This is a genomic window from Acinetobacter tandoii, from assembly GCF_008867985.1.
In the GTDB taxonomy this organism is placed as follows: domain Bacteria; phylum Pseudomonadota; class Gammaproteobacteria; order Pseudomonadales; family Moraxellaceae; genus Acinetobacter; species Acinetobacter tandoii.
This window is the reverse complement of the sequence record NZ_VXLD01000004.1, coordinates 110,210-135,069: the sequence shown is the minus strand read 5'-3', so window position 1 is coordinate 135,069 and position 24,860 is coordinate 110,210. Positions and strand designations below refer to the sequence as shown.

Annotated in this window: 28 protein-coding genes; 18 read left to right on the top strand and 10 right to left on the bottom strand. The window is 41.5% G+C overall.

Annotated elements, in window-relative coordinates:
- Window positions 1-57: 57 nt before the first annotated feature.
- The 12 genes from F4W09_RS08185 (at window position 58) to F4W09_RS08130 (ending at window position 11,966) form a co-directional block, all read left to right on the top strand.
- Window positions 58-1,050, top strand: coding sequence for a hypothetical protein (locus tag F4W09_RS08185; protein WP_151504538.1), 993 nt, complete (start codon window positions 58-60; stop codon window positions 1,048-1,050).
- 70 nt (window positions 1,051-1,120) lie between these two features.
- Complete coding sequence (locus tag F4W09_RS08180; protein WP_044740087.1) at window positions 1,121-1,570, top strand: ammonium transporter; 450 nt, start codon at window positions 1,121-1,123, stop codon at window positions 1,568-1,570.
- Between the two features lie 36 nt (window positions 1,571-1,606).
- A complete protein-coding gene (gene topA, locus F4W09_RS08175) occupies window positions 1,607-4,252 on the top strand; it encodes a type I DNA topoisomerase (RefSeq protein WP_044740086.1) in 2,646 nt (881 codons plus the stop codon).
- Window positions 4,253-4,348: 96 nt separating this feature from the next.
- A complete protein-coding gene (locus F4W09_RS08170) occupies window positions 4,349-5,152 on the top strand; it encodes an NYN domain-containing protein (RefSeq protein WP_104441126.1) in 804 nt (267 codons plus the stop codon).
- Between the two features lie 5 nt (window positions 5,153-5,157).
- Window positions 5,158-5,916: a hypothetical protein gene (locus tag F4W09_RS08165; protein ID WP_104441125.1), complete on the top strand. Its 759-nt coding sequence runs from the start codon at window positions 5,158-5,160 to the stop codon at window positions 5,914-5,916.
- Window positions 5,917-6,050: 134 nt separating this feature from the next.
- Window positions 6,051-6,623: an HdeD family acid-resistance protein gene (locus F4W09_RS08160; RefSeq protein ID WP_151504537.1), complete on the top strand. Its 573-nt coding sequence runs from the start codon at window positions 6,051-6,053 to the stop codon at window positions 6,621-6,623.
- Window positions 6,624-6,717: 94 nt separating this feature from the next.
- The gene (locus tag F4W09_RS08155; protein ID WP_151504536.1) at window positions 6,718-7,860 is read left to right on the top strand and encodes a glycerate kinase family protein; all 1,143 of its coding nucleotides are present in this window, start codon (window positions 6,718-6,720) and stop codon (window positions 7,858-7,860) included.
- A gap of 396 nt (window positions 7,861-8,256) precedes the next feature.
- On the top strand, window positions 8,257-10,245 hold the full coding sequence (locus tag F4W09_RS08150) for an ATP-dependent helicase (RefSeq protein ID WP_044740081.1): 1,989 nt from the start codon (window positions 8,257-8,259) through the stop codon (window positions 10,243-10,245).
- A gap of 98 nt (window positions 10,246-10,343) precedes the next feature.
- The gene (locus tag F4W09_RS08145) at window positions 10,344-10,595 is read left to right on the top strand and encodes an RNA recognition motif domain-containing protein (protein ID WP_151504535.1); all 252 of its coding nucleotides are present in this window, start codon (window positions 10,344-10,346) and stop codon (window positions 10,593-10,595) included.
- Between the two features lie 41 nt (window positions 10,596-10,636).
- Complete coding sequence (locus tag F4W09_RS08140) at window positions 10,637-10,999, top strand: ASCH domain-containing protein (RefSeq protein WP_044740079.1); 363 nt, start codon at window positions 10,637-10,639, stop codon at window positions 10,997-10,999.
- A 75-nt stretch (window positions 11,000-11,074) separates the two neighbouring features.
- Window positions 11,075-11,578, top strand: coding sequence for a DUF6586 family protein (locus F4W09_RS08135; protein ID WP_016168263.1), 504 nt, complete (start codon window positions 11,075-11,077; stop codon window positions 11,576-11,578).
- A 109-nt stretch (window positions 11,579-11,687) separates the two neighbouring features.
- Window positions 11,688-11,966 (top strand): hypothetical protein, encoded by a 279-nt coding sequence (locus F4W09_RS08130; protein ID WP_016168262.1) that lies wholly within the window; start codon window positions 11,688-11,690, stop codon window positions 11,964-11,966.
- A 63-nt stretch (window positions 11,967-12,029) separates the two neighbouring features.
- Here the strand turns inward: F4W09_RS08130 and F4W09_RS08125 are convergent, their stop codons facing one another.
- The 4 genes from F4W09_RS08125 to F4W09_RS08110 all read right to left on the bottom strand — a co-directional run bounded on the left by F4W09_RS08125 (window position 12,030) and on the right by F4W09_RS08110 (window position 15,916).
- Complete coding sequence (locus tag F4W09_RS08125) at window positions 12,030-13,748, bottom strand: cation:proton antiporter (RefSeq protein ID WP_151504534.1); 1,719 nt, start codon at window positions 13,746-13,748, stop codon at window positions 12,030-12,032.
- 145 nt (window positions 13,749-13,893) lie between these two features.
- Window positions 13,894-14,049 carry a 50S ribosomal protein L33 gene (gene rpmG / locus F4W09_RS08120; RefSeq protein WP_003654787.1) on the bottom strand — a complete coding sequence of 52 codons (156 nt, stop codon included), beginning with the start codon at window positions 14,047-14,049 and terminating at the stop codon, window positions 13,894-13,896.
- 16 nt (window positions 14,050-14,065) lie between these two features.
- Window positions 14,066-14,302, bottom strand: a complete 237-nt coding sequence (gene rpmB / locus F4W09_RS08115; RefSeq protein WP_000048256.1) for a 50S ribosomal protein L28 — start codon at window positions 14,300-14,302, stop codon at window positions 14,066-14,068.
- A 165-nt stretch (window positions 14,303-14,467) separates the two neighbouring features.
- A complete protein-coding gene (locus tag F4W09_RS08110) occupies window positions 14,468-15,916 on the bottom strand; it encodes a coniferyl aldehyde dehydrogenase (protein WP_016168260.1) in 1,449 nt (482 codons plus the stop codon).
- Between the two features lie 116 nt (window positions 15,917-16,032).
- On the opposite strand from F4W09_RS08110, the gene F4W09_RS08105 reads away from it, so the two are divergent.
- From F4W09_RS08105 to F4W09_RS08085, 5 genes are all read left to right on the top strand, one after another.
- Window positions 16,033-16,725: a TetR/AcrR family transcriptional regulator gene (locus F4W09_RS08105; protein WP_016168259.1), complete on the top strand. Its 693-nt coding sequence runs from the start codon at window positions 16,033-16,035 to the stop codon at window positions 16,723-16,725.
- Between the two features lie 81 nt (window positions 16,726-16,806).
- Window positions 16,807-17,673, top strand: coding sequence for a formyltetrahydrofolate deformylase (gene purU, locus F4W09_RS08100; protein WP_026440903.1), 867 nt, complete (start codon window positions 16,807-16,809; stop codon window positions 17,671-17,673).
- Window positions 17,674-17,889: 216 nt separating this feature from the next.
- Window positions 17,890-18,663, top strand: a complete 774-nt coding sequence (locus F4W09_RS08095) for an energy transducer TonB family protein (RefSeq protein ID WP_151504533.1) — start codon at window positions 17,890-17,892, stop codon at window positions 18,661-18,663.
- A 19-nt stretch (window positions 18,664-18,682) separates the two neighbouring features.
- Entirely contained in the window at window positions 18,683-19,306 is a 624-nt protein-coding gene (locus F4W09_RS08090; RefSeq protein ID WP_131263976.1) for a MotA/TolQ/ExbB proton channel family protein, read from the top strand.
- The gene (locus F4W09_RS08085; RefSeq protein ID WP_016168255.1) at window positions 19,306-19,710 is read left to right on the top strand and encodes an ExbD/TolR family protein; all 405 of its coding nucleotides are present in this window, start codon (window positions 19,306-19,308) and stop codon (window positions 19,708-19,710) included. The genes F4W09_RS08090 and F4W09_RS08085 overlap by 1 nt, the downstream gene beginning before the upstream one ends.
- Before the next feature lie 52 nt (window positions 19,711-19,762).
- Here F4W09_RS08085 and msrA read toward each other — a convergent pair whose 3' ends face one another.
- The 5 genes from msrA to thyA all read right to left on the bottom strand — a co-directional run bounded on the left by msrA (window position 19,763) and on the right by thyA (window position 23,466).
- Window positions 19,763-20,287, bottom strand: a complete 525-nt coding sequence (msrA, locus tag F4W09_RS08080) for a peptide-methionine (S)-S-oxide reductase MsrA (RefSeq protein ID WP_016168254.1) — start codon at window positions 20,285-20,287, stop codon at window positions 19,763-19,765.
- A 118-nt stretch (window positions 20,288-20,405) separates the two neighbouring features.
- The gene (locus tag F4W09_RS08075) at window positions 20,406-20,861 is read right to left on the bottom strand and encodes an META domain-containing protein (protein ID WP_151504532.1); all 456 of its coding nucleotides are present in this window, start codon (window positions 20,859-20,861) and stop codon (window positions 20,406-20,408) included.
- Window positions 20,862-20,980: 119 nt separating this feature from the next.
- The gene (locus tag F4W09_RS08070) at window positions 20,981-22,018 is read right to left on the bottom strand and encodes an Lnb N-terminal periplasmic domain-containing protein (RefSeq protein WP_151504531.1); all 1,038 of its coding nucleotides are present in this window, start codon (window positions 22,016-22,018) and stop codon (window positions 20,981-20,983) included.
- 24 nt (window positions 22,019-22,042) lie between these two features.
- Window positions 22,043-22,555 (bottom strand): dihydrofolate reductase, encoded by a 513-nt coding sequence (locus tag F4W09_RS08065; protein WP_151504530.1) that lies wholly within the window; start codon window positions 22,553-22,555, stop codon window positions 22,043-22,045.
- 68 nt (window positions 22,556-22,623) lie between these two features.
- On the bottom strand, window positions 22,624-23,466 hold the full coding sequence (gene thyA, locus F4W09_RS08060) for a thymidylate synthase (protein WP_044740074.1): 843 nt from the start codon (window positions 23,464-23,466) through the stop codon (window positions 22,624-22,626).
- Window positions 23,467-23,876: 410 nt separating this feature from the next.
- On the opposite strand from thyA, the gene F4W09_RS08055 reads away from it, so the two are divergent.
- Window positions 23,877-24,386: a peptidoglycan amidohydrolase family protein gene (locus F4W09_RS08055; protein WP_044740073.1), complete on the top strand. Its 510-nt coding sequence runs from the start codon at window positions 23,877-23,879 to the stop codon at window positions 24,384-24,386.
- Window positions 24,387-24,483: 97 nt separating this feature from the next.
- On the opposite strand, the gene F4W09_RS08050 is transcribed toward F4W09_RS08055, so the two are convergent.
- Window positions 24,484-24,855 (bottom strand): hypothetical protein, encoded by a 372-nt coding sequence (locus F4W09_RS08050; protein WP_151504529.1) that lies wholly within the window; start codon window positions 24,853-24,855, stop codon window positions 24,484-24,486.
- Window positions 24,856-24,860: the final 5 nt, after the last annotated feature.

Below are 24,860 nucleotides of genomic sequence, written 5' to 3'. Positions count from 1 at the left end.
TTGCCCGCTTCCCGTTCTAATGCACGCTCTTTGCTTATCTCTCATGATTTTGTATTTATGTCTGCTAAAGCGGTTTTGTTCGATCTAGAAAATAATATGCCAACGGCAAAAATGCTACGCGATTTGGTGCAGCATTATCCGACGTTGTATTTGTTTAATTGCAAAGGGCAGTTTGCGTATACGCTGGAAGATCTGACTGAATTTGCGATGTGGGTCAATACAGGGCAAGTGGTGATTTTAGACACCGCTCAAGCTAAAGAGAAAGAGTTTGAATATGCGGTAGTCGTTGGGCAGTTAATGGCTTTACTCGAACCCGACACCCATGTAGAAGTCATTTCGGCAGCAAAAACCAGTGCTATTTTAATTGAATTAATGCGCGGGTCGGCACTGACTTGTAGCTTGACTCTAATTCAAGATGCAGCTGAAATTAGCAAACCCAAATATAAAATTCCAAGCTTAGATGTCATTCAACGTAAACCATACTTAAAAATGGTGAAGCAGTATTGTGATGCTTTGGCAAACATGTCAGGCAAACCCAATACCATTGATTCATTAAAAAATTCTGTCATGAACATTCTACAGTTGGTGCCAGAGAAAGCGCAGCACGTGGTTGGTATGTTGATTAATCTGAAAATCGTCAAACGTTATGATGAGCAGATTAACTTTCGTAAGAAAGTATTAAAGCAGTGGGCGCAGCTACATCTTGAACAAGACCAAGCAGAGTTGGTGCCCTCAACCAACCTAGCGCAAGCAGTAGAGCAGTTACAGATTTCGGCCGAATTACCCTCTGCGGAACCAGATCTGCAAAAGGCACAAGATGCTTTATTTAAAGATTTTGGAAAAATTGACCCTGTCCAGCTTGAAGTGGCGAAAAAACTACGCGAATTGAAAAATGATAAGCCAAAAGACATTTATGCTTTACGTGATTTATTAGAGCAAATGTTTCCCAAAGCGGATGTGCGTTTGTTACTCAAAGAGTTGATCGAGAAAGGTTATATTTATTGGAACGGACATGAAGTCTTATATAGTCATGAAATGTTCCTAAATTAATTTCATCGTTCCAACTTGCGTTTTATATTGTGCTTATGCAACTCTAATAAAAGACAAAAAAGGTTTTGCTATGGAAAATACAGGAATTTGGGTTGCTGTTGTCATTATTGTATTTGTGCTCGGGTCAATTTTAGGACTCCGTGTTAGCCCTCGAGAAAAAGCATTGGGCATAATGCGCGAAAAAGCACGAAAAATGGGGTTACACCCACGCCTAGTGGCAGCACCAGATTGGACTAAAATTCCGTTGGCATCTTCAAATCGTGCCAGTATGGTCGCGTATTATAGTGTTCTGATTCCAGATGCACGTTTGCCGCTGATGCGTGCCCGTGTTGAAGATCAACAGCTCAAGTTAGTGCATGGTGATGAAAAATTTAATAATTTTCCAATTGCATTAAAGGGCATTTATGCTATTGATATGCAGGCAAACTGTGTAGGACTCTATTGGGATGAAGAAGCTGATTTAAAAGCAACCCAATTAGAAGATATCAAAGCATACTTACATGCTTTGGCTGAAGTTTAATTTTAAGATTTACTGAAATAGGAAAAACGGTTAACTATGGCGAATGCTCCTCGATCCACATCCAAAAGCACAACAGCAAAAGCTTCTGATGCTGGGAATAAACGTGCCTTAGTGATTGTGGAGTCGCCTGCAAAAGCGAAAACAATCAACAAATATTTAGGTTCAAATTACATTGTAAAATCCTCTGTAGGTCATGTACGTGACTTGCCGACGGGTGGTTCAGGTAAAACTGCGGATAAAAAAACCACAGCAACTCGAACCAAATTGACCGAAGCGCAAAAAGCGGAAAAAGCACAACAAGCTTTGGTTAACCGTATGGGGGTCGATCCTGAACACGACTGGAAGGCACATTATGAAGTGCTACCAGGCAAAGAAAATGTGGTCGCTGAATTAAAAAAACTGGCATCGCAAGTCGATGAAGTCTATCTCGCAACGGACTTGGACCGTGAAGGGGAAGCGATTGCTTGGCATTTGAAAGAAGTAATTGGCGGTGATGATTCGCGTTATCAGCGTGTGGTATTTAACGAGATTACCAAAAATGCCATTCAAGAAGCCTTTAAGCATCCTGCACGCTTAGATACCAATAAAGTGAATGCACAACAGGCACGTCGTTTCCTTGACCGTGTGGTTGGCTTTATGATTTCTCCTTTATTGTGGGAGAAAATTGCCCGTGGTTTATCTGCAGGACGCGTTCAGTCTGTAGCCGTCAAACTGGTGGTAGAACGTGAGCGTGAAATTCGTGCCTTTGTTCCTGAAGAATATTGGCAGGTGTTTGCAGACACCAAATCTTCAAGCGATGAAATTCGTTTAGAAGCGGTGAAGCAAGCAGGTAAGACGCTCAAATTACGCAATAAAGCAGAAACTGATGCTTTATTGAAAATTTTGAAAGATGCCGATTATAAAGTTTCAGCACGTGAAGATAAACCGACCAAGGTCAATCCAAGTGCGCCCTATATCACCTCGACTTTACAGCAAGCAGCCAGCACGCGTTTAGGTTTTTCAGTCAAGAAAACCATGATGTTGGCGCAGCGTTTGTATGAAGCAGGTTTTATTACCTATATGCGTACGGACTCTACTTTTTTAAGTGACGATGCGGTGAATATGGTGCGTCACCATATTGAAACTGAGTTTGGCGGAAAATACCTTCCTGCGAAACCAAATCGTTATGGCAATAAAGCGGGTGCACAAGAAGCGCATGAAGCGATTCGTCCATCCAATGTCGGTTTAAAAGGCGATAGTTTGGCGGGTGTAGAGCGTGATGCACAGCGTTTGTATGATCTGATCTGGCGTCAGTTTGTGGCATGTCAGATGACACCTGCTGAATATTTATCTTCCACAATTTTGGTCGATGCCAATGGTGTTGAACTGAAAGCCAAAGGTCGTACCTTGGTGTTTGATGGCTTTACCAAAGTTCGTGGTCAAAATAAATCTGATGATGATGTGCTCTTGCCTGCGGTGAAAGTGGGTGAGGTATTGAATCTAGAAAAACTCGATCCTTCACAGCATTTTACTAAGCCACCTGCGCGTTTTACTGAAGCGTCGTTGGTGAAAGAGCTTGAGAAAAAGGGTATTGGGCGACCATCAACTTATGCTGCAATTATTTCGACTATTCAAGACCGTGGTTATGTGAAACTGGAAAACCGTCGTCTATATGCAGAAAAAATGGGTGAGATTGTTACTGATCGCTTGGATGAAAGTTTCAATAACCTCATGAACTATGACTTTACTGCGGACTTGGAAGGTCAGCTGGATAAAGTAGCTGATGGTGAACGTAATTGGAAAGAGTTACTTGACAGCTTCTATGGCGATTTCAAAACGCGTCTGACCAATGCACAAGGTGAAAGTGGTATGCGCCGCAATCAACCTGTAGAAGTGGATGCAGTACATTGTCCAGAATGTTCTCGACCAATGCAGATTCGTACAGGCACGACAGGTGTCTTCTTGGGCTGTTCAGGCTATAACTTGCCACCGAAAGAACGCTGTAAAGGTACACTGAACTTAACGCCTGTGGAATCTTTGGCTGCACTTTCTGATGATGATTCTGCAGAAACAGCAGATTTGATGTCGAAAAAACGCTGCCCGATTTGTGGCACTGCAATGGACAGTTACGTGATTGATGGTGGTCGTAAACTGCATATTTGCGGTAATAACCCTGATTGTACTGGTTTTGAACTAGAAGAAGGTGAGTTCAAAATCAAAGGTTATGATGGTCCAACCATTCCATGTGACAAATGTGATGGCGAAATGCAACTCAAGACAGGTCGTTTTGGACCGTACTTTGCTTGCATGAGTTGTGACAATACCCGAAAGGTATTGAAAAGCGGTCAGCCTGCGCCACCGCGTGTCGATCCAATCAAAATGGAACACTTGCGTTCCGCCAAGCACGATGATTTCTTTGTATTACGTGATGGGGCAGCAGGTCTATTTTTAGCAGCGAGCAAATTCCCGAAAATCCGTGAAACGCGTGCGCCAAAAGTGTCCGAGTTACGTTCTGTTGCTGATCAACTTGATCCAAAATACCAATTTATTTTGCAAGCGCCCGATGTTGACCCAGAAGGCAATCCAACCTTGGTAAAATTTAGCCGTAAGAACCAAGCACAATATATTGGTTCGGAAACGCCTGAAGGAAAACAGACCAAATGGTCGTTGGTTTTCCAAGATGGGAAGTGGGTTGAAGCTTAATCACATCAATACTTGAATAGAAATGCTCACTTTGGTGGGCATTTTTTATGTCACAATGATTTATATAAGAAAGTAATATTATTTTTTGGGGGAGTTGTGGACATTCAAACGAAAAAGTTTGCCGTATTAATTGATGCAGATAATTCATCTATTAGTGCCATTTCATCTGTTTTGGAAGAAGTCGCTAAATATGGGATTGCGAGTGTTAAGCGAGTCTATGGGGATTGGAGTAATGAAACGCTGAAGAAATGGAGAGATGTTTTATTACCTCATGCAATTACTCCCGTTCAGCAATTTGCTTATACAAAAGGTAAAGATGCGACGGATATGATTTTAATTATTGATGCAATGGACTTACTGTATGCAGGTGCATTAGATGGTTTTTGCATTGTATCTAGTGACAGTGACTTTACACCTTTAGCATCGCGTATTCGTGAAAATGGTTTAAGCGTTTATGGCTTTGGTAAAAAATCTACACCAGAAGCCTTTAGAAAGGCTTGTGATAAATTTATTTTTATTGAAAATTTGATTTCGGAAAATGAACTTAAAAATTCAGAAGATGAAGAAGTAACGAACGCACAGGTCAGAAAAATATTCGATTCTAGTAAAACATCTGATTCAAAACTTGCGAATCAATTGAAAGATAATATCGTGATAGATGTTATGGATCGTGGCACTTTGAACCTGATTTATAAAGCAGTAAAAGACAATGCCGATGAGAATGGGTGGGCAAATTTAGGTATGGTTGGGCTATATATTAGTGCGGTGAAACCAGATTTTGATTCTCGCAATTATGGTAGAGCAAAACTCTCAGGTTTAATTAAAACATTAAATCTTTTTGAAACAAAAGTAGAAATGAGTCAAATGTATTTAAGAAAAATGAAGAAGCAGAGTGCTTAAAAGAAATGTGGAAAAAAATTAGAATCTTGTGCTTATTGCTGATTTTGCTAATTGTGGCGGTAAACGCTTGGCGTGATCAAAATCAGAACTGGGATAAACCGATTATTGTATTGCTGCATCCTATTAATGCCGATGATCAAGCCAGTACACAACAGTATATTCAACAATTATCTTTAAGTGATCTTGCGGCTGTGCAGCCTTATCTCCAGCAAATGTCAGCACATTATCGTGGTCAACCTATACACGTTTATTTAAATTTAGGACGTGAATTAACCCAAAAACCACCAAAGGTACCAGAGCAGGCGAACATGCTCGATATCATATTGTGGAGTCTAAAATTCCGCTTTTATGATTGGCAACAGCACGAGCGCAGTGATGGTAGTTCTGCAGTCACGCTGTATTTAAATTATTACGATCCTGAACGTACGCGTGAATTAAAACACTCTACTGCTTTGGAAAAAGGCCGTATTGGTGCAGTGAATTTGTATGCCAGTAAAAAACAAAATGAGCAGAATCAAATTGTTTTGGTACATGAGCTATTACATGCCTTTGGTGCAACCGATAAATATGACGCTGCGACAGGACAACCGCTCTATCCTCAAGGCTATGCTTATCCGAAACAACAGCCTTTATTTCCACAAGCCAAAGCAGAGTTAATGGCGGGGCATATTCCTGTTTCTGCCGATAAAAGTAAAATGCCAGATCGTTTACAAGATACATTACTCAACGAAATTACAGCGCTGGAAATTGGTTGGATCAAATAAAGCTGTGTATAAGTGCTTTTTTATCCACAGAAGGGAAGACTAATGTGGATAAAAAAGATGCAGATTGATAACAGACAGTTACGGAAAAAAAGACCACAATAATTTCATTCCATTGTAAGTACTTGAGAAAAATTATGAAAACAGTTGGAAATGATCTTGTCCGTCATCAATTACATGAAAATCGGAAATGGTATTTAGCTTTAGGTGTACTCCTGACTTTATTTGGTCTGGTCTTATTGGCATCTTTACCATTTGCCACCTTATCTGCAGTTTATTTGTTTGGTATTTTGATGATGATTGGTGGGGTACTCCACTTTATTGCAGCTTTTAAAATCTTTGAAGGTGGTTATCGCTGGCTTTGGGCTGCTTTTGCTATTTTCTATCTGATCGCGGGTTATTATGCTTTTACCACACCAGTGAAAACTGCAATTGTATTGACCAGTTTCTTGGCTATTTTTTTGGTGATCGCTGGGATTGTACGAAGTATTAATGCTTTTATCTTCAGGCCCTTGGCTGGTTGGGGCTGGACGCTGTTCTCAGGAGTTCTTACCTTTATTACAGGGGTAATTATCTTAATGTCACCAACAGCGCCGTTTTGGGTGTTGGGTATGTTTTTGGCGATAGATATTCTATTCCAAGGCATTAACTATTTAACTTTGGCCTCTTATATTAAGCATGAGGTGCCAAAAAGTTCTGCTGATGTGTAATTATTACAGCTGATTAAGTGGATCAAGAGTGCTATATGCACTCTTTTTTATTGCGTATGATTGAGGATAGTCCATCTTAAAAAGCACAATTGCGATGCCTAAAACCTTTGTACTTGCTCCAGACTCTTTTAAAGAAAGTATGACTGCACAACAGGCTTGCCAAGCCATGCAACGTGGCTTACAACATATTTTTCCAGATGCTCAATATCTCCATGTCCCGATGGCAGATGGCGGTGAGGGAACAGTGGATGCTTTGATTGCGGCTGCGCACGGTGAGATGGTGAGCTGTAGTGTGTCAGGGCCTTTCATAGAACAGAAAGTCGAGACATATTTTGGCTTGATTGATGAAGGGCAAACGGCTGTGATTGAAATGGCGAAAGCCAATGGCATTCATTTACTGGAGCCTTCGGAGCGAAACCCTGCCTTAACATCGACCTTTGGAACAGGGGAAATGATTCAACTGGCTCTTGATCATGGAGTTAAAAAAATCATTATTGGACTTGGTGGCAGTGTCACCAATGATGCAGGCATGGGTATGGCTCAAGCACTTGGTGTCCGATTTTTAGATGTTGCTGGAAAAGAGGTGGTTCAGGGTGGCGGGCAATTACATCAGATTAGCCAGATTGATTTATCGAATTTAGATACTCGATTGGCACACGTTGAGATGCTGATTGCCAGTGATGTGAATAATCCGCTCTATGGTGAACACGGTGCGGCTTACGTATTTGCTCCACAAAAAGGGGCAAATCCAACCATGGTGGAGCAATTGGATCAGAACCTAAAGTATTTTGCTGGTTTGGTTAAATCGCAACTCCAAGTGGATTATGCTCATATTGCTGGCGCGGGTGCCGCAGGTGGTTTGGGTTTTGGCTTAATGGCATTTGCAGGAGCAACCCTTTGTTCTGGCGTGGAAATTGTGATTGAAGAGACACGATTGGCTGAAAAAATCGAACAGGCCGATTTTGTTTTTACTGGAGAGGGTGGGATAGATTTCCAGACCAAATTTGGTAAAACACCGTATGGTGTCGCACAAGTTGCCAAAAGATTGAATACGCCTGTGATTGCTTGTGCGGGTTATGTGGGTGAGGGCATAGAGGAGCTCTATGCAGAAGGTTTTACTGCAATTTTCGGCATTGTAGATAGGGCATGTGATTTGCAAGCAGCTTTAGAAAATGCTGAGAAGAATTTGGAACGAACCTGTCAGAATGTTGCTAGGATCTTAGCCCTAAGGCCGTAATATTCACATTATTCACAAAAAAATTAAATATTTTTTGTGTAGGGAATACCTTACTTTTCAAGGATGAAAAGTAACAAAAATCCTTTGTTGGATTGAGGATATATCCCTATACCCCAATCCAACGAACGGCATCCATGCCGTTTTGTCTCGTATCAAATTTTTTTTGAAATTAAAAATTGGCGTATCAGTCGGGACAGATTTTATAAATTAAATCCAGATATTTTTGTTGATTTAAAAAATGCTTATTCCATTGTCATGGTTATTATTGATCTGTAATGATTTATTTTGATCGGCTCATTTGTGGTAGATCAAACGATGCCGTGATCATCAGGCTAAAATTCATAATTCATCTATAGCTCTGTTAAACTAACCACCTCCCCAGTACGATGAGACATTATGAGTTTAGCCAGCCTAATTGATGAATTAAACCCACAACAAAAACAAGCTGCTACGACTGCGTCGCAACACAGTCTGGTGCTCGCAGGGGCTGGCTGTGGCAAAACGAAAACCATTGTGGCACGTGCTGCGTACCTGATTGATCAAGGCATCCCCGCCAACCAAATTCAGATTTTAACTTTTACTCGTCGTTCAGCCAGTGAAATCGTAGCCCGAGTAGAGTTGGCTTTGGGGGAGCAAGCCAAAGGACTCCGCGCATCGACTTTTCATACTTTTTGTATGTACCTGCTGCGCCGTGTACCAAAAGCCTTTGGTTTAGAGCAATTCTCGATTATTGATCGGGATGATCAACTGATGATGTTCCGTCTGATTCGCGGTAAAGATGACAAGAAGAATCCAAATCAACTTCCAAAGCCACAAGAGCTATGTGATTTGTATTCTTTTGCACGTAATACCCGCCAAAAATTGAGTGATGCTTTAGAAAAGCAACATCCTGAATATTTGGCATTTAAAGATCAAATCGCCAAGATCATGCAAGAGTATGAGACACGCAAGCGTGCACGTAGCTTTCTGGACTATGATGATATTTTAGCGATTGTGGCCTCAGCACTCGATCAATCTGAAGGCTTGGTTGATTATGTCGCATCGATTTGTAAGCACATGTTGGTGGATGAGATGCAAGACACCAATCCCTTACAGTGGGCATTGCTTGAACCACTCAAAGATCAAGTCAGCCTGTTCTGTGTTGGCGATGATGCGCAATCCATCTACGGCTTCCGTGGGGCGGATTTTGAAAATATTCATCATTTTAAAGAGCGTGTGCCGAATGCCCAAGTGTTTAAACTTGAGCAAAACTATCGTTCCACTCAAGAAATTTTAGACCTCTCCAATTGGTTGCTCGATCAATCTGAGATTCAATATGACAAGCGTCTTGATGCCTATCGAGGTGAGGGAATTAAGCCGCGCATGCATATTTTCCCGAATGAGTTTGATGAAGCCAAATGGATCGCAATTGATATTAAAGAGCGTCATTATTTGCAGGGGCATAACTGGTCGGATCATATGGTCTTGGTCCGTTCTAGCTTTGCTGCGCGGCATATTGAAGCGGCATGTATTGCAGCCAATGTCCCGTATCGCTTTATTGGGGGGATGAAACTGCTTGAAACAGCACATGTAAAAGATTTACTCAGTTTATTGCGTGTGATTGCCAATCCTTTGGATGATATTGCATGGATGCGCTTTCTTACCCTATGGAATGGGGTGGGTGATGTGGGGGCAAGTCGTCTGGCACAACAGTTGTTACTTCAACCTGAATTCGAACTGATTTTTAATCAATTAGAACAATTTGGACGTATTCCTGTTGAAACCTTATTGATGATGAAACAGATGATGGTGCTGAAGCAGGAAGTACAAGCGTGTGTTAGTTTGGGTATTCAAGCAATTGAAGCACAATTGGCCGAGAACTATAAAAAAGACTGGAACCGTCGCCAAGGTGACTTTGAGTTGGTTAAACAATTGGCATCCAAACATGGACAATTAAGCGAATTTCTTGAGGAATATGTACTTGACCCTGTTTCCATTTCTGAAATTGAACGTCAGTCGGATACAGATGTAGTCACATTAATTACCATTCACTCTGCCAAAGGTACGGAGCAGAAAGTGTGTTACGTTGCAAATGTGACGGCTGGTCAGTACCCACATGCGCGTGCTCAGGGGGACTTTGACGCGGTCGAGGAAGAACGTCGGGTGCTCTATGTTGCGCTGACTCGTGCACAGAATGAACTTATTCTTACCAAGCAAAATCTGAATCTGTGGGCGCGAGATGTAGTGGATGAACAAGGGCGTAAAGTTGAAAGTTATTTCTTAAATGATCTCACCCGCAATTTATGCACCTTGGAAACGCATCATAAACCCCGCCAGCAAACGGTAAAAAGCGCCTTAATTGAACGACAGTCGATTAATTTAGATTTTGGGATTAATCTCGATTAAACTAAGCGAATTACATTGTGGTGGTTGATGTGCAATGTTCAGAAAGTAGCGTAGGCGATTGCTTTTTGATGATTTTGCCTATTTTTGAAGGTTGTTAAATGAAAATTTTAGTTCGTAATTTAGAACGTACTGTCACAGAAGCTGAGTTACTGAAACTGTTTCAACAATATGGCACAGTAGAAACCTGCCAATTGGTTTTAGATGCCGAAACAGGTAAATCTAAAGGCTTTGCTTTTGTGGAGATGCCACATGGTCGTGAAGCGGTGAAAGCCATTAAAGGTTTAAATACTTTGCGTTTATATGGGACAGGAATTCGTGTAAAGCAGGCTGAAGATAAGCCACAGGCTTAAAGGAGAGGAGCAGAGTATGCTCCTTTTTTTATGGGAAAATCATGAGAAGAATTTATCCTGCTATATCGATTGTTGCGCCATCGGGAAGCTATATTGCTGAAGGGATAAAAACCTTGGAAATACGTTCATGGCGCCCCAATGAGCTTCCTCTTAAAGATTTAGTTATTGTTGAAAATGCACATTATCTGAATCAGGATGGAGATGAGGAATTAGGTCGAGCGGTTGCATGGGTGGATATTTCATCTGTTCATGCTTGGCAGAAAAGTGAGATTGAGCAGGCTAAAGCAAACTATTGGGAAGATGGCTATTGGGCTTGGGTCATTGAAAATGTTAGGCCTATTCATCCTCCTGTGGATATACCAGCTCGAAGAAAAATTTATTGGGTAGAATTGGATGCGGTGTAATTTTTTATTGTGCATTGAATTCAATTAAGTTTAATCTTAGGCCTGTAACACATGCCAAGAAATTAGGAAAATTGTATGTCTCGTGTAGCTCGCTTTCATGCCGACCGAACCAACCAGAAATTATATTTTGCACGTTTGTCGTGTCAGCAAGCAGAGCAAATCGATCATATTCAACAAGCCCAAGCTTACCGTGAAGCTGCGGTTTTTCATTTGCATGGGGCAGTGCTTGCGTTCTTGCAGGAGTTGGTGCGTTATTACCGTTTAAATGACTTACAGCCGACGTTAAAGTCAATTGAAGAACAAATGGCTGCCAAGGGGCAGGTTTCTCCTGAGGTGGTGGTTATGCAGCAGCTCTCTAAAGATGGCTTTATTGCAGAGCTGAAACGCGCCTATCGCATGTGCCAGTACGCACCAGAACCCAGTGCACCAGAACCAGAAGATGAAACATCGTCTAATTTGATTATTAAGGTTACCCAGACCCCTCAGGCATGGTTGCCAGATACCAAAATTCTACGTGAGTGGCATCGTGATTTAACCCAATTGATTGATGGCTTTCGTAATGAAATGGTCGAATTTTAAGGAAAAAATAGCGTGCGCTTGAAGTTTAGATTTTTGACCCGATATTAATTAGTCTAAGCAATGCAAAGTGCAACAGGTCTTTGCCACCATGTTGAACATGGAGGAACATATGTCTATAGAGCAATTGAAAGAGTTATTTGGGAATCAGGAAGCGGTTCTAGAGTTGGTTCAACTTGAAGGTGGTGAGTTGGCGTTGCGAAATGCAGGCTCAGAAAAAGAACCTTTGGTCAAAATTCAGTTTAACGATGAAGTTAAAGCGTTATTGGGTGACCAAACAGCCGTGATTGCACAGCACATGATTCAGGCAGCTTTATTTGGCTTGCTTGAAAAACAAGTGAATGAATGGCAAGCCGAGGTTGTGGACGAAAAACCACAGTTTATGAGCTAATCCATATTGGCTAAAAAGCGCACATGAGGTGCGCTTTTTTTATGTTTAGAATGAAGTGGTAGCTTAATGGCTGGGTGCTTGATGATGAGCAATTTCAATTTGATTAAGAATATGATTGCTCATATTTTTCGCCATTTCTTCTTTGGCAAAATAGACGTCGCCGATGTTTTCCTTACGAATCACTTCGGCTTCTTGTTTGCTTTCTGCACAAATTAAGACCTGAATTTGTGGATTTAGGGTTTTGGCAATATCAACAATTTTATGGATATCAATAATATCCATAGGAGATAACACCAATAATCGCGCATGTTGAATATGGGCTTGAATCAGTACGCCAGGTTCGGTCGCCACACCAGAGACAGCAGCGATGCCTTTTTCACGTAGGTTTTCTACGATTTCGCGGTTTTCTTCCGCAATCACCACTTTAATGTCTTCTGCCATCAGGGTTTTGGTGATGCGACGTCCGACTTCGCCATGTCCGACAATCACGACTTGATCACGCAGATAATCTTGTGAAACTTCATCAGGTAACATCGCAAGCGGATCGCCACTACGTTCTAGCAAACGTGCCAGTGAAGAGCGCTCGCGAATCCAGTTTTGCAGTGGTTCTATTGCAGCGAAAATAAAGGAGTTTAAGGTAATGGAGATGAGTGCTCCTGCCAGAATCAAGTTTTGTCCTTCAAGAGAGAGCAGTTTTAAGGATAATCCCAAAGTGGCAAGAATGAAGGAGAATTCCCCAATTTGTGCCAAACTCGCACCAACGGTCAGGGCTGTATTGATCGGATAGCGGAAAAACAGTACCAGTGCCATCGCTGCAATGGTTTTACCAATCATGATAATTGCAACGACCGCCAAGACATGTTCAGGCTGTTCCCATAAAATACGCGGATCAAACAGCATACCAACCGAAACGAAAAATAGAATCGAGAAGATTTCACGTAAAGGTAGAGTTTCCTCTTCGGCACGGTGGCTAAAGTCGGATTCTTTAACGACCATACCTGCAAAGAATGCACCAAGTGCCATAGAAACGCCAAAGACTTTATAGGCACCAAAAGCAATCGAAACAGCCGCAGCAACCACGGTGAGGGTAAACAACTCACGTGAGCCTAAACGGGCAACAAACTGCATAATCAACGGGACAAGACGTTTACCCACAATCAGCATAAAGGCGATGAAGCCTGCAACTTTTAATAACGTTAGTCCTAATGTGAGCCAAATGTTATCGTTGCCACCATGAGTAGTCATGGATTCACCACCCAGCAATACTGCTGTTGCAGGCAGTAACACCAACACTAAGACCATGACCAGATCTTCAACCAAGAGCCAGCCTACTGCAATTTTACCATTGACCGAATTGAGTAGACCTCGATCACCTAAGGCTTTGAGTAATACGACTGTACTGGCACAAGATAAACTCAGACCAAACACTAGTGCGGAACCAAAGCTCCATCCCCAAAGCATGGAAACCCCAATGCCTAACAGTGTTGCGACTGCAATTTGTAAAATGGCACCAGGCAGTGCGATGCGTCGGACTTGTAGGAGATCATTTAGTGAAAAGTGCATGCCGACCCCAAACATCAGGAACATGACACCCAGTTCAGCAAGTTGGTTGGCAAGTTGAATGTCCGCAACAATTCCTGGGGTGTTCGGACTAATAATAATACCTGCAATTAAATACCCAATCAGCGGAGGGAGGCGTAAACGAGCCGCAAGGTAACCAAAAACAAGTGCGAGTCCAAATCCAAAAGCCAGTAATATGATGAGGTCTACATTATGTGGCACTAAAAACTCCTTAAACAGAAAGTTAAGGGTGAAAAGAAATAAGCACAAAGAATGCCAAAAATTTATTTAAGTTTATCAAGATGCATAAAAAAAATGCAAAAAAAAACGACCTAAGATTAGGTCGTTTTCTTTTAAGAAACCAAAATTATTTGATTTTAGCTTCTTTAAAAATTACGTGTTGACGGATTTTTGGATCAAATTTTTTGATTTCCATTTTTTCCGGCATAGTACGTTTGTTTTTAGTAGTGGTATAGAAATAACCTGTACCAGCTGTAGAAACTAAGCGAATCTTATCACGCATTGTCCTGACTCCTTACTTAGATCTTTTGACCTTGAGCACGAAGGTCAGCAACAACCTTTTCAATGCCCAATTTGTCGATAATACGCATACCTTTAGTGGTTAAACGAAGACGTACGAAACGTTTTTCGCTTTCTAACCAGAAACGGTGGTGATGCAGGTTCGGCTCGAACCGGCGCTTAGTTTTGTTGTTGGCGTGTGAGACGTTGTTACCAACGACTGGACGCTTGCCGGTAACTTGGCAAACCTTAGACATGGTGTAACTCCATTGATTTAGCCAACAGCAAATCTGTATGGCCAGTCAAAAATAAACGGATTGAATTCATTCAAGGGGCGTTTTATATCAAAAATGCGCTTAAAAGACAAGCGATTTTTGATAAAACGGGACATGACCCAATGCGATAGATCATGCCTTGATCACTTAGCGAAGAAGAGTTTTCAAAATCAATTTGTGAATCGGCTTATTAAACGGTGGGAGAATGTATTTAAAGCTGTACAGCTTTGGATTCGACATCATAGACCGTTCATGCGACAAACTGAAGAAACCTTCTGGACCATGATATTTTCCCATTCCTGATGCACCAACGCCACCAAATGGTAAATCGTCTTGTGCAACATGGGTTAATACCGTGTTTTGTCCAAAATGCCCTGAATGGGTACGCTGTGCGACATAATCCGCACGCGCCTGATCAAAGTCGAAGTAGTATAAAGCAAGTGGGCGAGGACGGCTATTAATAAAGTCGATTACATCATCAATTTGATCATATTCCATGATTGGTAATAGAGGACCAAAGATCTCATTCTGCATAATCTGCATGTCTGGCGTCACGCCTGCGACAATGGTTGGTGCAATTTTACGTACTTCGTGCAAATCTTCATGCAATGGGTTAATCGCAATAATTCGTGCGCCATGCGCTTGAGCATTTTCTAAATAGCCTTGAATACGTCGGTATTGCTTATCATTAATAATAGAAGTGTAATCCTGATTATCTTTGAAATGCGGGTACATCTCTAAAACGCAAGCTTGAAACTTTTCAATAAACTCTTGGGTTTTGCCTTTTGGTAGAAACATAAAGTCAGGTGCAACACAAGTTTGACCTGCATTCCACAGTTTGCCGACAGCAACGCGCTGAGCGACATCTTCTAAGTCAATAGACGGGTGTACCAATACAGGTGATTTACCGCCCAGTTCAAGAATCACGGGAACTAAATTTTCTGAAGCGGCTGCCATCACAGTTTTGCCAACATTGGTGGAGCCTGTAAATACAATTTTATCAAAAGCCAGATGACTAAAGGCATCTGAAATGGCACCACCGCCATTTATGACAGCCACCAACTCTTGTGGGAAGATTTCAGATAAAGCCAGTTCAAGTACACGTCCAAAGTTAGAGGATGAGCTTGAGACTTTAATCATGGCATGGTTGCCCGCAGCTAAAGCACAAATGAGAGGACCAACCGAGAGCAATAAAGGATAGTTCCAAGGCGCAATAATACCAATGATACCTAAAGGTTGATATTGCACCCAAGCTTTAGCAGGTTGATGGATGATTCCGACGTGTCGCTTGGAGGGCTTCATCCATTTTGCTAAATGCTTGCTATAATATTTAATCTGTTCAAGACAGGTGAGTAATTCACCGATTTTGGTTTCGGCAATAGAACGGTTACCATAATCGAGGTCGATTGCTTCTGCGAATTGATCTTGGTACTTAACCAAGATACGCTTAAGCCGTGCTAAACGATCTATACGTTCCTTTGCTGTTGGTAAAGGATAACGTTGGTAAGCATGCTTTTGTTGTTCAAGTACGTCGTGTAAGTATTGAAGATCAAAAGCATGCGGTGTCATTGCTGTTGTTTTTGTTTGACTGTTCATGACGCACTACCAGTTACATTAAAGCGGATAATTAATTTTTTAGAGCAAATACTCTAAATAGTCAAGTCTCTTACTGTGTTAGTTTTCTAACCCATTGAATATATGGTTACTTTAGGATGTCTCACTCCAAAACGGTGAAAACCAAAGAACGCATTTTGCAATTGAGTTTGCAGTTGTTTAATGAACGTGGTGAACGCTCGGTCACAACCAATCATATTGCTGCTGAATTGGGCATGAGTCCAGGCAATTTGTATTACCACTTTCGCAATAAAAATGAAATTATTAAAGAGTTGATGGAGCAGTACCAGAAAGAAACGCTGGAAATGCTCGCGCTACCCGATGACCGTGCTTTGGATGTGAATGACAAAATTAGTTATTTTCAAGTCTTAAGCAACCAGTTGTGGGCTTATCGCTTTTTGCACCGTGATGTTTATCATTTGGTTGAAAATAATGAAGATTTTCGAAAAATGTATCCACGTTTTGCGGGACAAGTCATGCAACAAGGTCAGAAAATTTATCAGGCCTTTGTGGATGCAGGTTTAATGCAAATGACGTCTTCAGAAATTGAAGCCTTGGTCATTAACTTGTGGATTGTACTGACCAACTGGACCAACTTCTTATATATGTCTGGGCACATCAGTGATTCTAACCATCTGGAAGAAAAGTGGGTGTGGCAAGCTTTACGTCAAATGGTGTTCCTTGAAGGGGCCTATTTACGTGGTGAAAGCCGTGAAACCTATGAGCGATTACTGGAAAGTTTTGGCCCTTCTGAGCTATTTGCCAGTCTCTCACATGTGAAAAACAATTGAAGCTGAAACCAGCTATTTAGTCAGCGTGTAAAACGCGCTAGAATACTCGGCTTATTTAAATTAGGTGTAACAAGAACCAACATGAACATGACAACTGCCAACACAGCACGCTTACTGATTACTTGTGAAGATAAGCCAGGGATCGTGCAGGCTGTATCGAGCTTTTTGTATCATCAGGGAGCAAATATTACCGCACTTGATCAGTACGCAACGGAAGCTTCGGGCGGGCGTTATTTCATGCGTGTTGAGTTTGAATTAGACCATTTGCAAACACGTAAAGAAAGTTTGATCCAGACTTTTGCGGTAAATGTTGCAGAACGCTACGCTATGCAATGGCGCTTGACCTTGGTTAGCGATGTGAAAAAAGTAGGTATTTTGGTCTCTAAAGTTGACCATGCTTTGCTTGAACTGTTATGGCGTCATGCGCGTGGTGGTTTACCATGTGAAATCACGAAGGTAGTTTCCAATCATCCTGATTTACGTGAAGCAGTAGAGAACTTCGGTATCCCGTTTGAAGTGGTTCCTGTGACCAAAGAAAACAAACGTGAGGCCTATGCAAAAATTGATGAATTGATGCAAGGCAACGATTTACTTGTTTTAGCGCGTTATATGCAAATTCTGGATGAAGAGTTTGTGAAGCATTGGGAAATGAAAATCATCAATATTCACCATTCTTTCCTACCTGCTTTTGTCGGGGCAAATCCATACAAACAAGCACATGAGAAAGGTGTGAAACTGATTGGTGCTACGGCTCACTATGTCACTGCTGATTTAGACCAAGGTCCAATTATTGAGCAGGATGTTGAGCGTGTGAATCACGACTTTACTGTTGAGCAATTGCGTGAATTGGGTCAAGACGTTGAACGTAATGTTTTGGCGCGTGCAGTAAAATGGCATTTAGAAGACCGTATTATTGTCGATGGAAATAAAACTGTTGTTTTCCAATAACTATTTTTAGCCTATGCGAAAAAGGACCAGTTTTTTAACGGTCCTTTTTTTATTTTGATTCAAAAAACTCATTAAAACAGTGAAATTAATAGTTGCAAATGAAAACACTTCTCATTTATTATTGCGATACTTTAATTGTACTAACCGATGAGCTTGATTGTTAAATCCACGATTAAACTGTCGTGAGCAGTCGCTTCTTTTAGGTCATAGATTCTAATGAGTCAACTTTCTACCCCTTCTATGCAAGCTCCTAATCCGATGAAAAAGAAAATCATCTCAGCCTTAATTGCAGTTGCCATAGGGCATGTTGGGGTATTGTGGGCGATCAGCCAAATGAAAGCGCCTGAACTTCCGAAAGTGGAAAAAGAGCCATTAAAAGTACGATTTGTCAAAATTCAAGAACAACCGAAACCTTTACCGCCAAAGCCAAAAGCTGAACCGAAAAAAGAACAGCCGAAGCCAAAGGAAGTAAAAGAGGTCAAAGTGGTAGAAAAACCTCAGCCACAACCTCCGAAGAAGGTGGAAAAAGTTCAACAAGTTAAAAAAGCAGAAACCGTTAAACCTGTTACACAGCCTACAGTACAACCGCAGAGACCAGCCGTGGTGAGTACTCCAGCGGTTGAAACCAGAGTGGTGAGTAGACCTGCACCTGTAGCTCAACCAGTGGTGGAAAGACCTGCGCCAACACCAACAACAAGAAATGTTTCAATTGGTGGTTCAGGGGTGCAATGGAGTCGTTCGCCAAAGCCAAGTTACAGCAACAGTGACTTAAAGGGTGAGACACGTAGCATCATCATCCTCATTGAAGCCGATGAAAAGGGTAAAATTACTAATGCACGTGTGACCAAGTCGACAGGTGTTTCCGCTTTAGATGAAAAGATTTTACGCTCTGTGCGTAATGCAAAATTCAAACCGTACAAGGAAAATGGCGTTGCTTACCCTATTCGAGCAGAGCAACCCTTTGAATTGACATTGAATCCTAACGGCTAACTATTTCAGGAGTTCGAGTATGAACTTTTCAGTTTATTGGCAACATGCGGATGCGGTGAGTAAAACCCTGTATTTCGTATTATTGGCAATGTCTATCGCAACATGGACGATTTTTATTTTACGTCTGATGGGCACACGCCAACTTAAACAACAAGCACATGCTCAACTTGCAGCAGCACTCACTAAGCTGAAAGCAAAATTGGCACCTTTAAGTTTTGAACAGCGTAAAGCGGTAGCAGAACAAGCATTATTGCGTCAAATTTCGGTTGAAAAAGCCAATGCTGAAAAAGGAATTTCTGTTTTAGGTACCATTGCTTCGATCGGTCCTTTTGTCGGTTTATTTGGTACAGTTTGGGGTATCTTCCATGCTCTAGTTGCTGTAGGTAAAAGCGGTCAAGCAGGTTTAGCTCAAGTGGCAACCCCTGTAGGTGAAGCACTGATCATGACAGGTTTAGGTTTGGCGGTTGCGATTCCTGCGGTATTGGCGTACAACATTTGTGTGCGTGCCAACCGTACTTTGTCAAATGAACTGCAAGATCAAGCACACAGCTTATTGATTGACACTATGTTGCAGCAAGAAACAACAACGCAAAAAGTTGAAGTAAAAGCGACACAACAAGGTTTAGTTGGAGGTCAAGCTTAATGGCTTTTCAATTGGGTGAAGACAACGATTCGGGCATGAATGAGATGAATCTCATTCCGCTCATCGATATTATGTTGGTATTGATGATCATCTTCTTGGTGACTGCGACCGTTGCCAACCCATCAATTCCATTAACCTTGCCAAAAACCACTGCGGATATTGTTGATCCACCACCTGAAGCAATTACAGTCAGTATTAATGCCAATGGTGAAGTGGCGTGGAATGACCAAATTATTAGTTTAGATGAGTTACAGACTCGTTTTAATGATGCAGGTCAAGCCGCACAGAAGCCAACGGTACAATTACGTGCAGATAAAGAATCACGCTATGATACTGTTGCACAAGTGATGTCACGTGCGAGTGAAGCCGGACTCAGTGATATTGCTTTTGTCAGTGAAAATTAAGCATTGATGATGCGAGAAAAGCGACCATATTGGTCGCTTTTTTATTGCTGACTTATTCAGTTTTCAGCAGTGATTGGAACTTGCTGTGTAATTTCAGCAGTTTTGGCGGTATAGCGAAATTACAGTAACCTTGGGTTGGGTTCCGAGCAAAGTAATTTTGGTGATACTCCTCGGCAGGGTAAAACTGTGGTGCAGGGGTCACTTCGGTGACAATATTGATGCCTTGGGCTTTTAATTCCTGAATGATTCGTTCAGCCGCTTGTTGTTGCTCTGGGTTGAAGTAATAAATCACTGAGCGATATTGTGTACCAATATCATTGCCTTGACGGTTTAGTGTTGTTGGGTCATGCGTTGCAAAAAATACTTCAAGCAATTGTGAGTATTGAATTTGGCTTTCATCAAAATCAATCAGGATGACTTCTGCATGTCCTGTATTGCCTCGGCAGATGTCTTCATAGCTTGGATTTTCAGTTGTGCCACCAGCATACCCACTGACCACCTGAGTCACCCCTTTTAATTGAAGAAATACCGCTTCAACACACCAAAAGCAGCCACCACCCAATAATGCTTGTTGCATGAATTTTTTCCTTCTCTGAATATACGTGACCACGATAAGCGAACTTTGTGGCACCAAGATGTAATGTTTGTTATACAAATGAAAAAAGGTCTGTAATACAGACCCTTATCTTAAAATTTTAACGAGGTTGTTTTGCACTCGTAAATTCAATCAATAGGTTGCCATTGCGATCCAGTAATTTCAGAGTGTTGTTATACACTTGATAGTTAGTGACATTCGCTAGTGCAGTGTTAAATTGATTCGGCAGGGTATTATCAATACATGCCATTTTAGTAGATGCCATTTGTGAAAGTACCAAGGTATTGCCCGTGGCTTGATAGGTGCCCATCAAACGGTTACAGCCATCAGCGCCTGAAACACGTTTTGTTGCTTCATCAAACTGTAGTGCGGGAATATTACGTGCGCTTGGATTGGTTTTGAGCATTTGCGAACCAATTTGAGTCGCAATCCACGTACGGTTTTGTAGTGTTTGTAAGTTATTAACCTCGGCAGCAGAAGAGCTTGGTGTGGACTGGCAGCCAGCAAATAGTAATGCTGAGCCGAGTAGGGCAACACTTAAGGTCTTTTTTAACATGTTGTAATTCCAATTTTTTTAACTTTATTTTTTATTTTATAAACAAAGCAGATTTAAATTTCTAGTTGATTATCGTATTTCTTCTTGTACTTTTACCTTGTGAAGACAGAACGCAGCACCTAATGGGTTGGTAGTCTTTGACGAATGGTACTGGAATAGTCTTGGATTGAAGCTAAAGATTGAACCTTGGGATTGATATGGGCCTGACGATACCATTCGTGCAGGCTGTAATGGTGCGAAATTGCATTCAAGTCATAGAGGTAGTTAGGCAAATAGCCTGATGCCAACAGACGGTAATCTACAGGCAGCGGTTTTTGTGTGACGGCCTGAATCATGTCAAATACTAGCGTGGTGCAGTTACTGCTCAGTGTATTATACCATTTGGGTTGTTGTGCCAGTTCACTGGCTTTATTCAGATACTCGAGAAATAAAGCTTGGCTTTGTGCTTTTGACATCTTGATCGGGAAAAAATAGACCTGTTCATGCCGAATATTACTACGGGTATAGATGATGTCAGTTTCATTGGCAGCAACTAAATTCAGTTCATACTTACGGAAAAAGCCGCCAATTGCGGAAAATTCTTCACCTTTTTCCTTGCGAATTTCGATGGAAAAAGTGAGCGGGGCGGTATCGGCAAAATCAAAACTGACCAAAGTATGGGCAATCTGTGGGCCTGTCCAGTACGAGGTAATAATGTTTACCCCAGTAATTTGATTTAAATCTAAAACTCGCGTTTGCCATGCAGCGCTATAACTGCCATCGGCATGCCAGTGAAAGTCTCGAACATTGTGCAAAGTGACTTGATGCCCGTTAATTTGATAACTCAGCAAACGAGAAACTTCGGGATTCCAATCACGGTCTTGTCGAGCTTCTAAGCCAAAGTACCATGCTAATGCCAATACAAAGCCAAAAAGATACAGCAGAATATCTTTATTGCGACTGATGAGGTGCTGACTAAAATAAATGCCTAAGATACTGAGTGAAAAACAGGCCCACGCTAAAATGAGGGTATAAGTCACAACAGCATGAATAGGTTGTTGAATCCAGAGCGCAAGGCATAGCCAAATTGAAGATAACAGTACAAACAGGCTGAAAATACAGTGGATCAACCATTGTAGTGTTCTGAACAACAATGTACCTGATCCTTTTTGCTGCATACTCAGCCACTCATTTTTGAATAGTTATTTGGTATAGGTTGCAAACTCAAACACGATCCCAGTATTTTCATCTCGTTGTTTTTCCGAGCTTACTTTTTTAAATTCAGTCGGAATTTCAGGATAATACGCATCACCTTGTACATCAAGTTCAACGTGGGTCAATTCCAGACGGTCTGCAATATTCATGGTTTGTTTAAAAATTTCACCACCGCCAATAATAAAGATGCTTTCAGGCTTTTCTGAAGCTTGTACATCTGCTACCACGTGTGTGAGTGCTTCCTCAATGCTATAGGCTACCTTTGTGCCTTCAAAAGACCAGTTTGGATCACGGGTAATGACCCAATTGACACGTTTAGGCAAGGTGCGTCCCATAGACTCTAATGTTTTACGCCCCATAACCACCACACCACCTTGAGTGATGGCTTTAAAGTGTTTAAGGTCGGCAGGAATATGCCAAGGTAAATCATTGGCTTTGCCGATACAGCGTTGCTGATCCATTGCCACGACATGCACAACTTCTAAATTCTGGAATGTCATTAATCACTAGCCTGTGGAAATATTTGGAAAAAAGATGCTCTCTGTGCAGAAAGCATCTGTCCTGAAGCTTAAACGGCAACAGGGGCTTTAATTGCAGGATGCGATTCGTAGCCGACAATTTCAATATCTTCGAATTTAAAATCGAAAATATCTTGAATTTCAGGATTGAGTTTTAATTGACACAGACCGAGCGGTTCACGGCTCAGTTGTAGTTTGGCTTGCTCAAAATGGTTGGCATAGAGGTGGGTATCGCCACCTGTCCAAACAAAATCACCCACACCTAAACCACACACTTGCGCCACCATATGCGTCAGCAAGGCATAGCTGGCAATGTTAAAAGGCACGCCTAAAAACACATCGGCACTACGTTGATATAACTGACAAGACAATTTGCCATCTTGGACAAAGAACTGGAACAAGGTATGACATGGCGGCAGCGCAACTTGTCCTGCTTCTTGTGGATTCCAACCAGACACAATTAAGCGACGTGAATTTGGATTGGTTTTAATTTCATTGATCAACCATGAAATTTGGTCAAAACCATCTTGCTCATACAATCCATTTTCAAGTTTGGTTGCACCAAAGTTTCGCCATTGATGGCCATAGACAGGACCGAGTTCACCTTCAGGGCGACCAAAACGAGCCGTTTGTTCTGCGGTTGACCATTCATCCCAAATGCTGACTTTGTTGTCTTGTAAATATTTTACATTGGTGTCGCCTTTAAGGAACCACAACAGTTCAATCACAATCGAGCGGAAATGAACTTTTTTGGTGGTCAGTAAAGGGAAGCCTTGATTTAGGTCAAAACGCATTTGATGACCAAATACCGAGCGCGTACCTGTACCAGTACGGTCGCCTTTATCACCACCGTGATCGAGGATGTGTTGTAGCAGGTCTAAATACGTCTTCATAAAACTCTCAAATAAGCCATTTGGGCAAGCAAATCTGTCACGGATTCGCTTAATCTTCCCAATATAAATTCTAAAATATGCGGATGATTATACTGAATTGTGTACTAGAACGCACCCAAGATTGGTGTGGTCATTCAGGATGACCAATCCGATAAAAAGTTATGTGAAAAGTATTGAATCAAGCAGATTACAAGCGGTTTCGAGCGAGAAGTAAATTAGAGTATTGATTATTTTTTGTTCAAAAAGATTGACTAAAGCCGCCATGCAATTTCTAAAAAAAGAGTAAGTTAACGGTTGCTCAGTTACATGTTTATATTTTTTTACATTTTACGTGTGAAAAATTAAGTTTCACGGGCTACTATCAGCACTCAGTTTTTTGTGTTTGATGTAAGAAGTTTGAGGTTTTAAGGATGATTTATGATGTTAATACGGGTATGAGTGATGTTCATGCTCCTGCCGAAACACAAATCATTATTCGTTCCAATGCGCAACAAAGACCAGATAACAAACGCTCAAACACAGAACGCAGCCGTAATTATACGTCAAGCAATGCTCAGCGTGTTGATATTGATAAATTCACGCAGAAATTAAGCAGTATCACGCGCCGTACCAGCACCCAGAAATGTGCCAAGAGTATTCGTCTGGCATTACAGTCTGCGGGTGCAAATGTACAGGGTCATCCTGTTGCTGCTGCGGATTGGGGCAATACACTCGAGCGATTAGGCTACCGTCGTATTAGCCCATCGTTTGACCAACCGAAAAAAGGCGATATCTATATTATTGACCGCACCAAAGGTCATACTTATGGGCATATTGCAGGTTATTCAGGTTCAGGTTGGGTCTCTGACTTTAAACAAACGGGTTATGCCGTTTATAAAAATGCCAATGTGCAATATAGTTATTACCGCTTAGATCACTAAATCATAGGGTGATAAGCATAAAAAGACCGTTTATTACATCGAGATAAACGGTCTTTTTTATGGGAATTAGTATGAGGTTCAATCAGTATTCATCATGCTAATCATAACGTTTGGCACGGTTGAGATAGATTGAAAGCAAGAATAAGCCAAGTGCATGAAAGCCTAAGCATTGTAACCACAGCACCCATTTATGCGGTTCTGGTAATAGATAAATCAAGCTTAAAAGTGCAAACAATTGGAATATATAAATTCCATTACGAAGCGTGATTCGATAAGGATGTGAAGTTGCCAATTTTAGATATTGTGTAAACAGGATATGTATCAGCATTCCCGACAACAGACTTAATCCTACCCATAGTGGTGCAAGTTGCGCAATGCGAGAACAGAAATAAATACTGATACATACCCCAATACTACAGATGAGTCTGATTTCACGGGAGCAGCGTTCTGAGTACCAAAATTCGAGCATTTTGG

Excerpts from the sequence above, each read along its gene's own strand:
- F4W09_RS08185 (WP_151504538.1), top strand. The coding sequence starts at position 58 with ATGTCTGCTAAAGCGGTTTTGTTCGATCTAGAAAATAATATGCCAACG.
- F4W09_RS08180 (WP_044740087.1), top strand. The coding sequence starts at position 1,121 with ATGGAAAATACAGGAATTTGGGTTGCTGTTGTCATTATTGTATTTGTG.
- topA (WP_044740086.1), top strand. The coding sequence starts at position 1,607 with ATGGCGAATGCTCCTCGATCCACATCCAAAAGCACAACAGCAAAAGCT.
- F4W09_RS08165 (WP_104441125.1), top strand. The coding sequence starts at position 5,158 with ATGTGGAAAAAAATTAGAATCTTGTGCTTATTGCTGATTTTGCTAATT.
- F4W09_RS08160 (WP_151504537.1), top strand. The coding sequence starts at position 6,051 with ATGAAAACAGTTGGAAATGATCTTGTCCGTCATCAATTACATGAAAAT.
- F4W09_RS08155 (WP_151504536.1), top strand. The coding sequence starts at position 6,718 with ATGCCTAAAACCTTTGTACTTGCTCCAGACTCTTTTAAAGAAAGTATG.
- F4W09_RS08150 (WP_044740081.1), top strand. The coding sequence starts at position 8,257 with ATGAGTTTAGCCAGCCTAATTGATGAATTAAACCCACAACAAAAACAA.
- F4W09_RS08145 (WP_151504535.1), top strand. The coding sequence starts at position 10,344 with ATGAAAATTTTAGTTCGTAATTTAGAACGTACTGTCACAGAAGCTGAG.
- F4W09_RS08140 (WP_044740079.1), top strand. The coding sequence starts at position 10,637 with ATGAGAAGAATTTATCCTGCTATATCGATTGTTGCGCCATCGGGAAGC.
- F4W09_RS08135 (WP_016168263.1), top strand. The coding sequence starts at position 11,075 with ATGTCTCGTGTAGCTCGCTTTCATGCCGACCGAACCAACCAGAAATTA.
- F4W09_RS08130 (WP_016168262.1), top strand. The coding sequence starts at position 11,688 with ATGTCTATAGAGCAATTGAAAGAGTTATTTGGGAATCAGGAAGCGGTT.
- rpmG (WP_003654787.1), bottom strand. The coding sequence starts at position 14,049 with ATGCGTGATAAGATTCGCTTAGTTTCTACAGCTGGTACAGGTTATTTC.
- rpmB (WP_000048256.1), bottom strand. The coding sequence starts at position 14,302 with ATGTCTAAGGTTTGCCAAGTTACCGGCAAGCGTCCAGTCGTTGGTAAC.
- F4W09_RS08110 (WP_016168260.1), bottom strand. The coding sequence starts at position 15,916 with ATGAACAGTCAAACAAAAACAACAGCAATGACACCGCATGCTTTTGAT.
- F4W09_RS08105 (WP_016168259.1), top strand. The coding sequence starts at position 16,033 with ATGTCTCACTCCAAAACGGTGAAAACCAAAGAACGCATTTTGCAATTG.
- purU (WP_026440903.1), top strand. The coding sequence starts at position 16,807 with ATGAACATGACAACTGCCAACACAGCACGCTTACTGATTACTTGTGAA.
- F4W09_RS08095 (WP_151504533.1), top strand. The coding sequence starts at position 17,890 with ATGAGTCAACTTTCTACCCCTTCTATGCAAGCTCCTAATCCGATGAAA.
- F4W09_RS08090 (WP_131263976.1), top strand. The coding sequence starts at position 18,683 with ATGAACTTTTCAGTTTATTGGCAACATGCGGATGCGGTGAGTAAAACC.
- F4W09_RS08085 (WP_016168255.1), top strand. The coding sequence starts at position 19,306 with ATGGCTTTTCAATTGGGTGAAGACAACGATTCGGGCATGAATGAGATG.
- msrA (WP_016168254.1), bottom strand. The coding sequence starts at position 20,287 with ATGCAACAAGCATTATTGGGTGGTGGCTGCTTTTGGTGTGTTGAAGCG.
- F4W09_RS08075 (WP_151504532.1), bottom strand. The coding sequence starts at position 20,861 with ATGTTAAAAAAGACCTTAAGTGTTGCCCTACTCGGCTCAGCATTACTA.
- F4W09_RS08070 (WP_151504531.1), bottom strand. The coding sequence starts at position 22,018 with ATGCAGCAAAAAGGATCAGGTACATTGTTGTTCAGAACACTACAATGG.
- F4W09_RS08065 (WP_151504530.1), bottom strand. The coding sequence starts at position 22,555 with ATGACATTCCAGAATTTAGAAGTTGTGCATGTCGTGGCAATGGATCAG.
- thyA (WP_044740074.1), bottom strand. The coding sequence starts at position 23,466 with ATGAAGACGTATTTAGACCTGCTACAACACATCCTCGATCACGGTGGT.
- F4W09_RS08055 (WP_044740073.1), top strand. The coding sequence starts at position 23,877 with ATGATTTATGATGTTAATACGGGTATGAGTGATGTTCATGCTCCTGCC.
- F4W09_RS08050 (WP_151504529.1), bottom strand. The coding sequence starts at position 24,855 with ATGCTCGAATTTTGGTACTCAGAACGCTGCTCCCGTGAAATCAGACTC.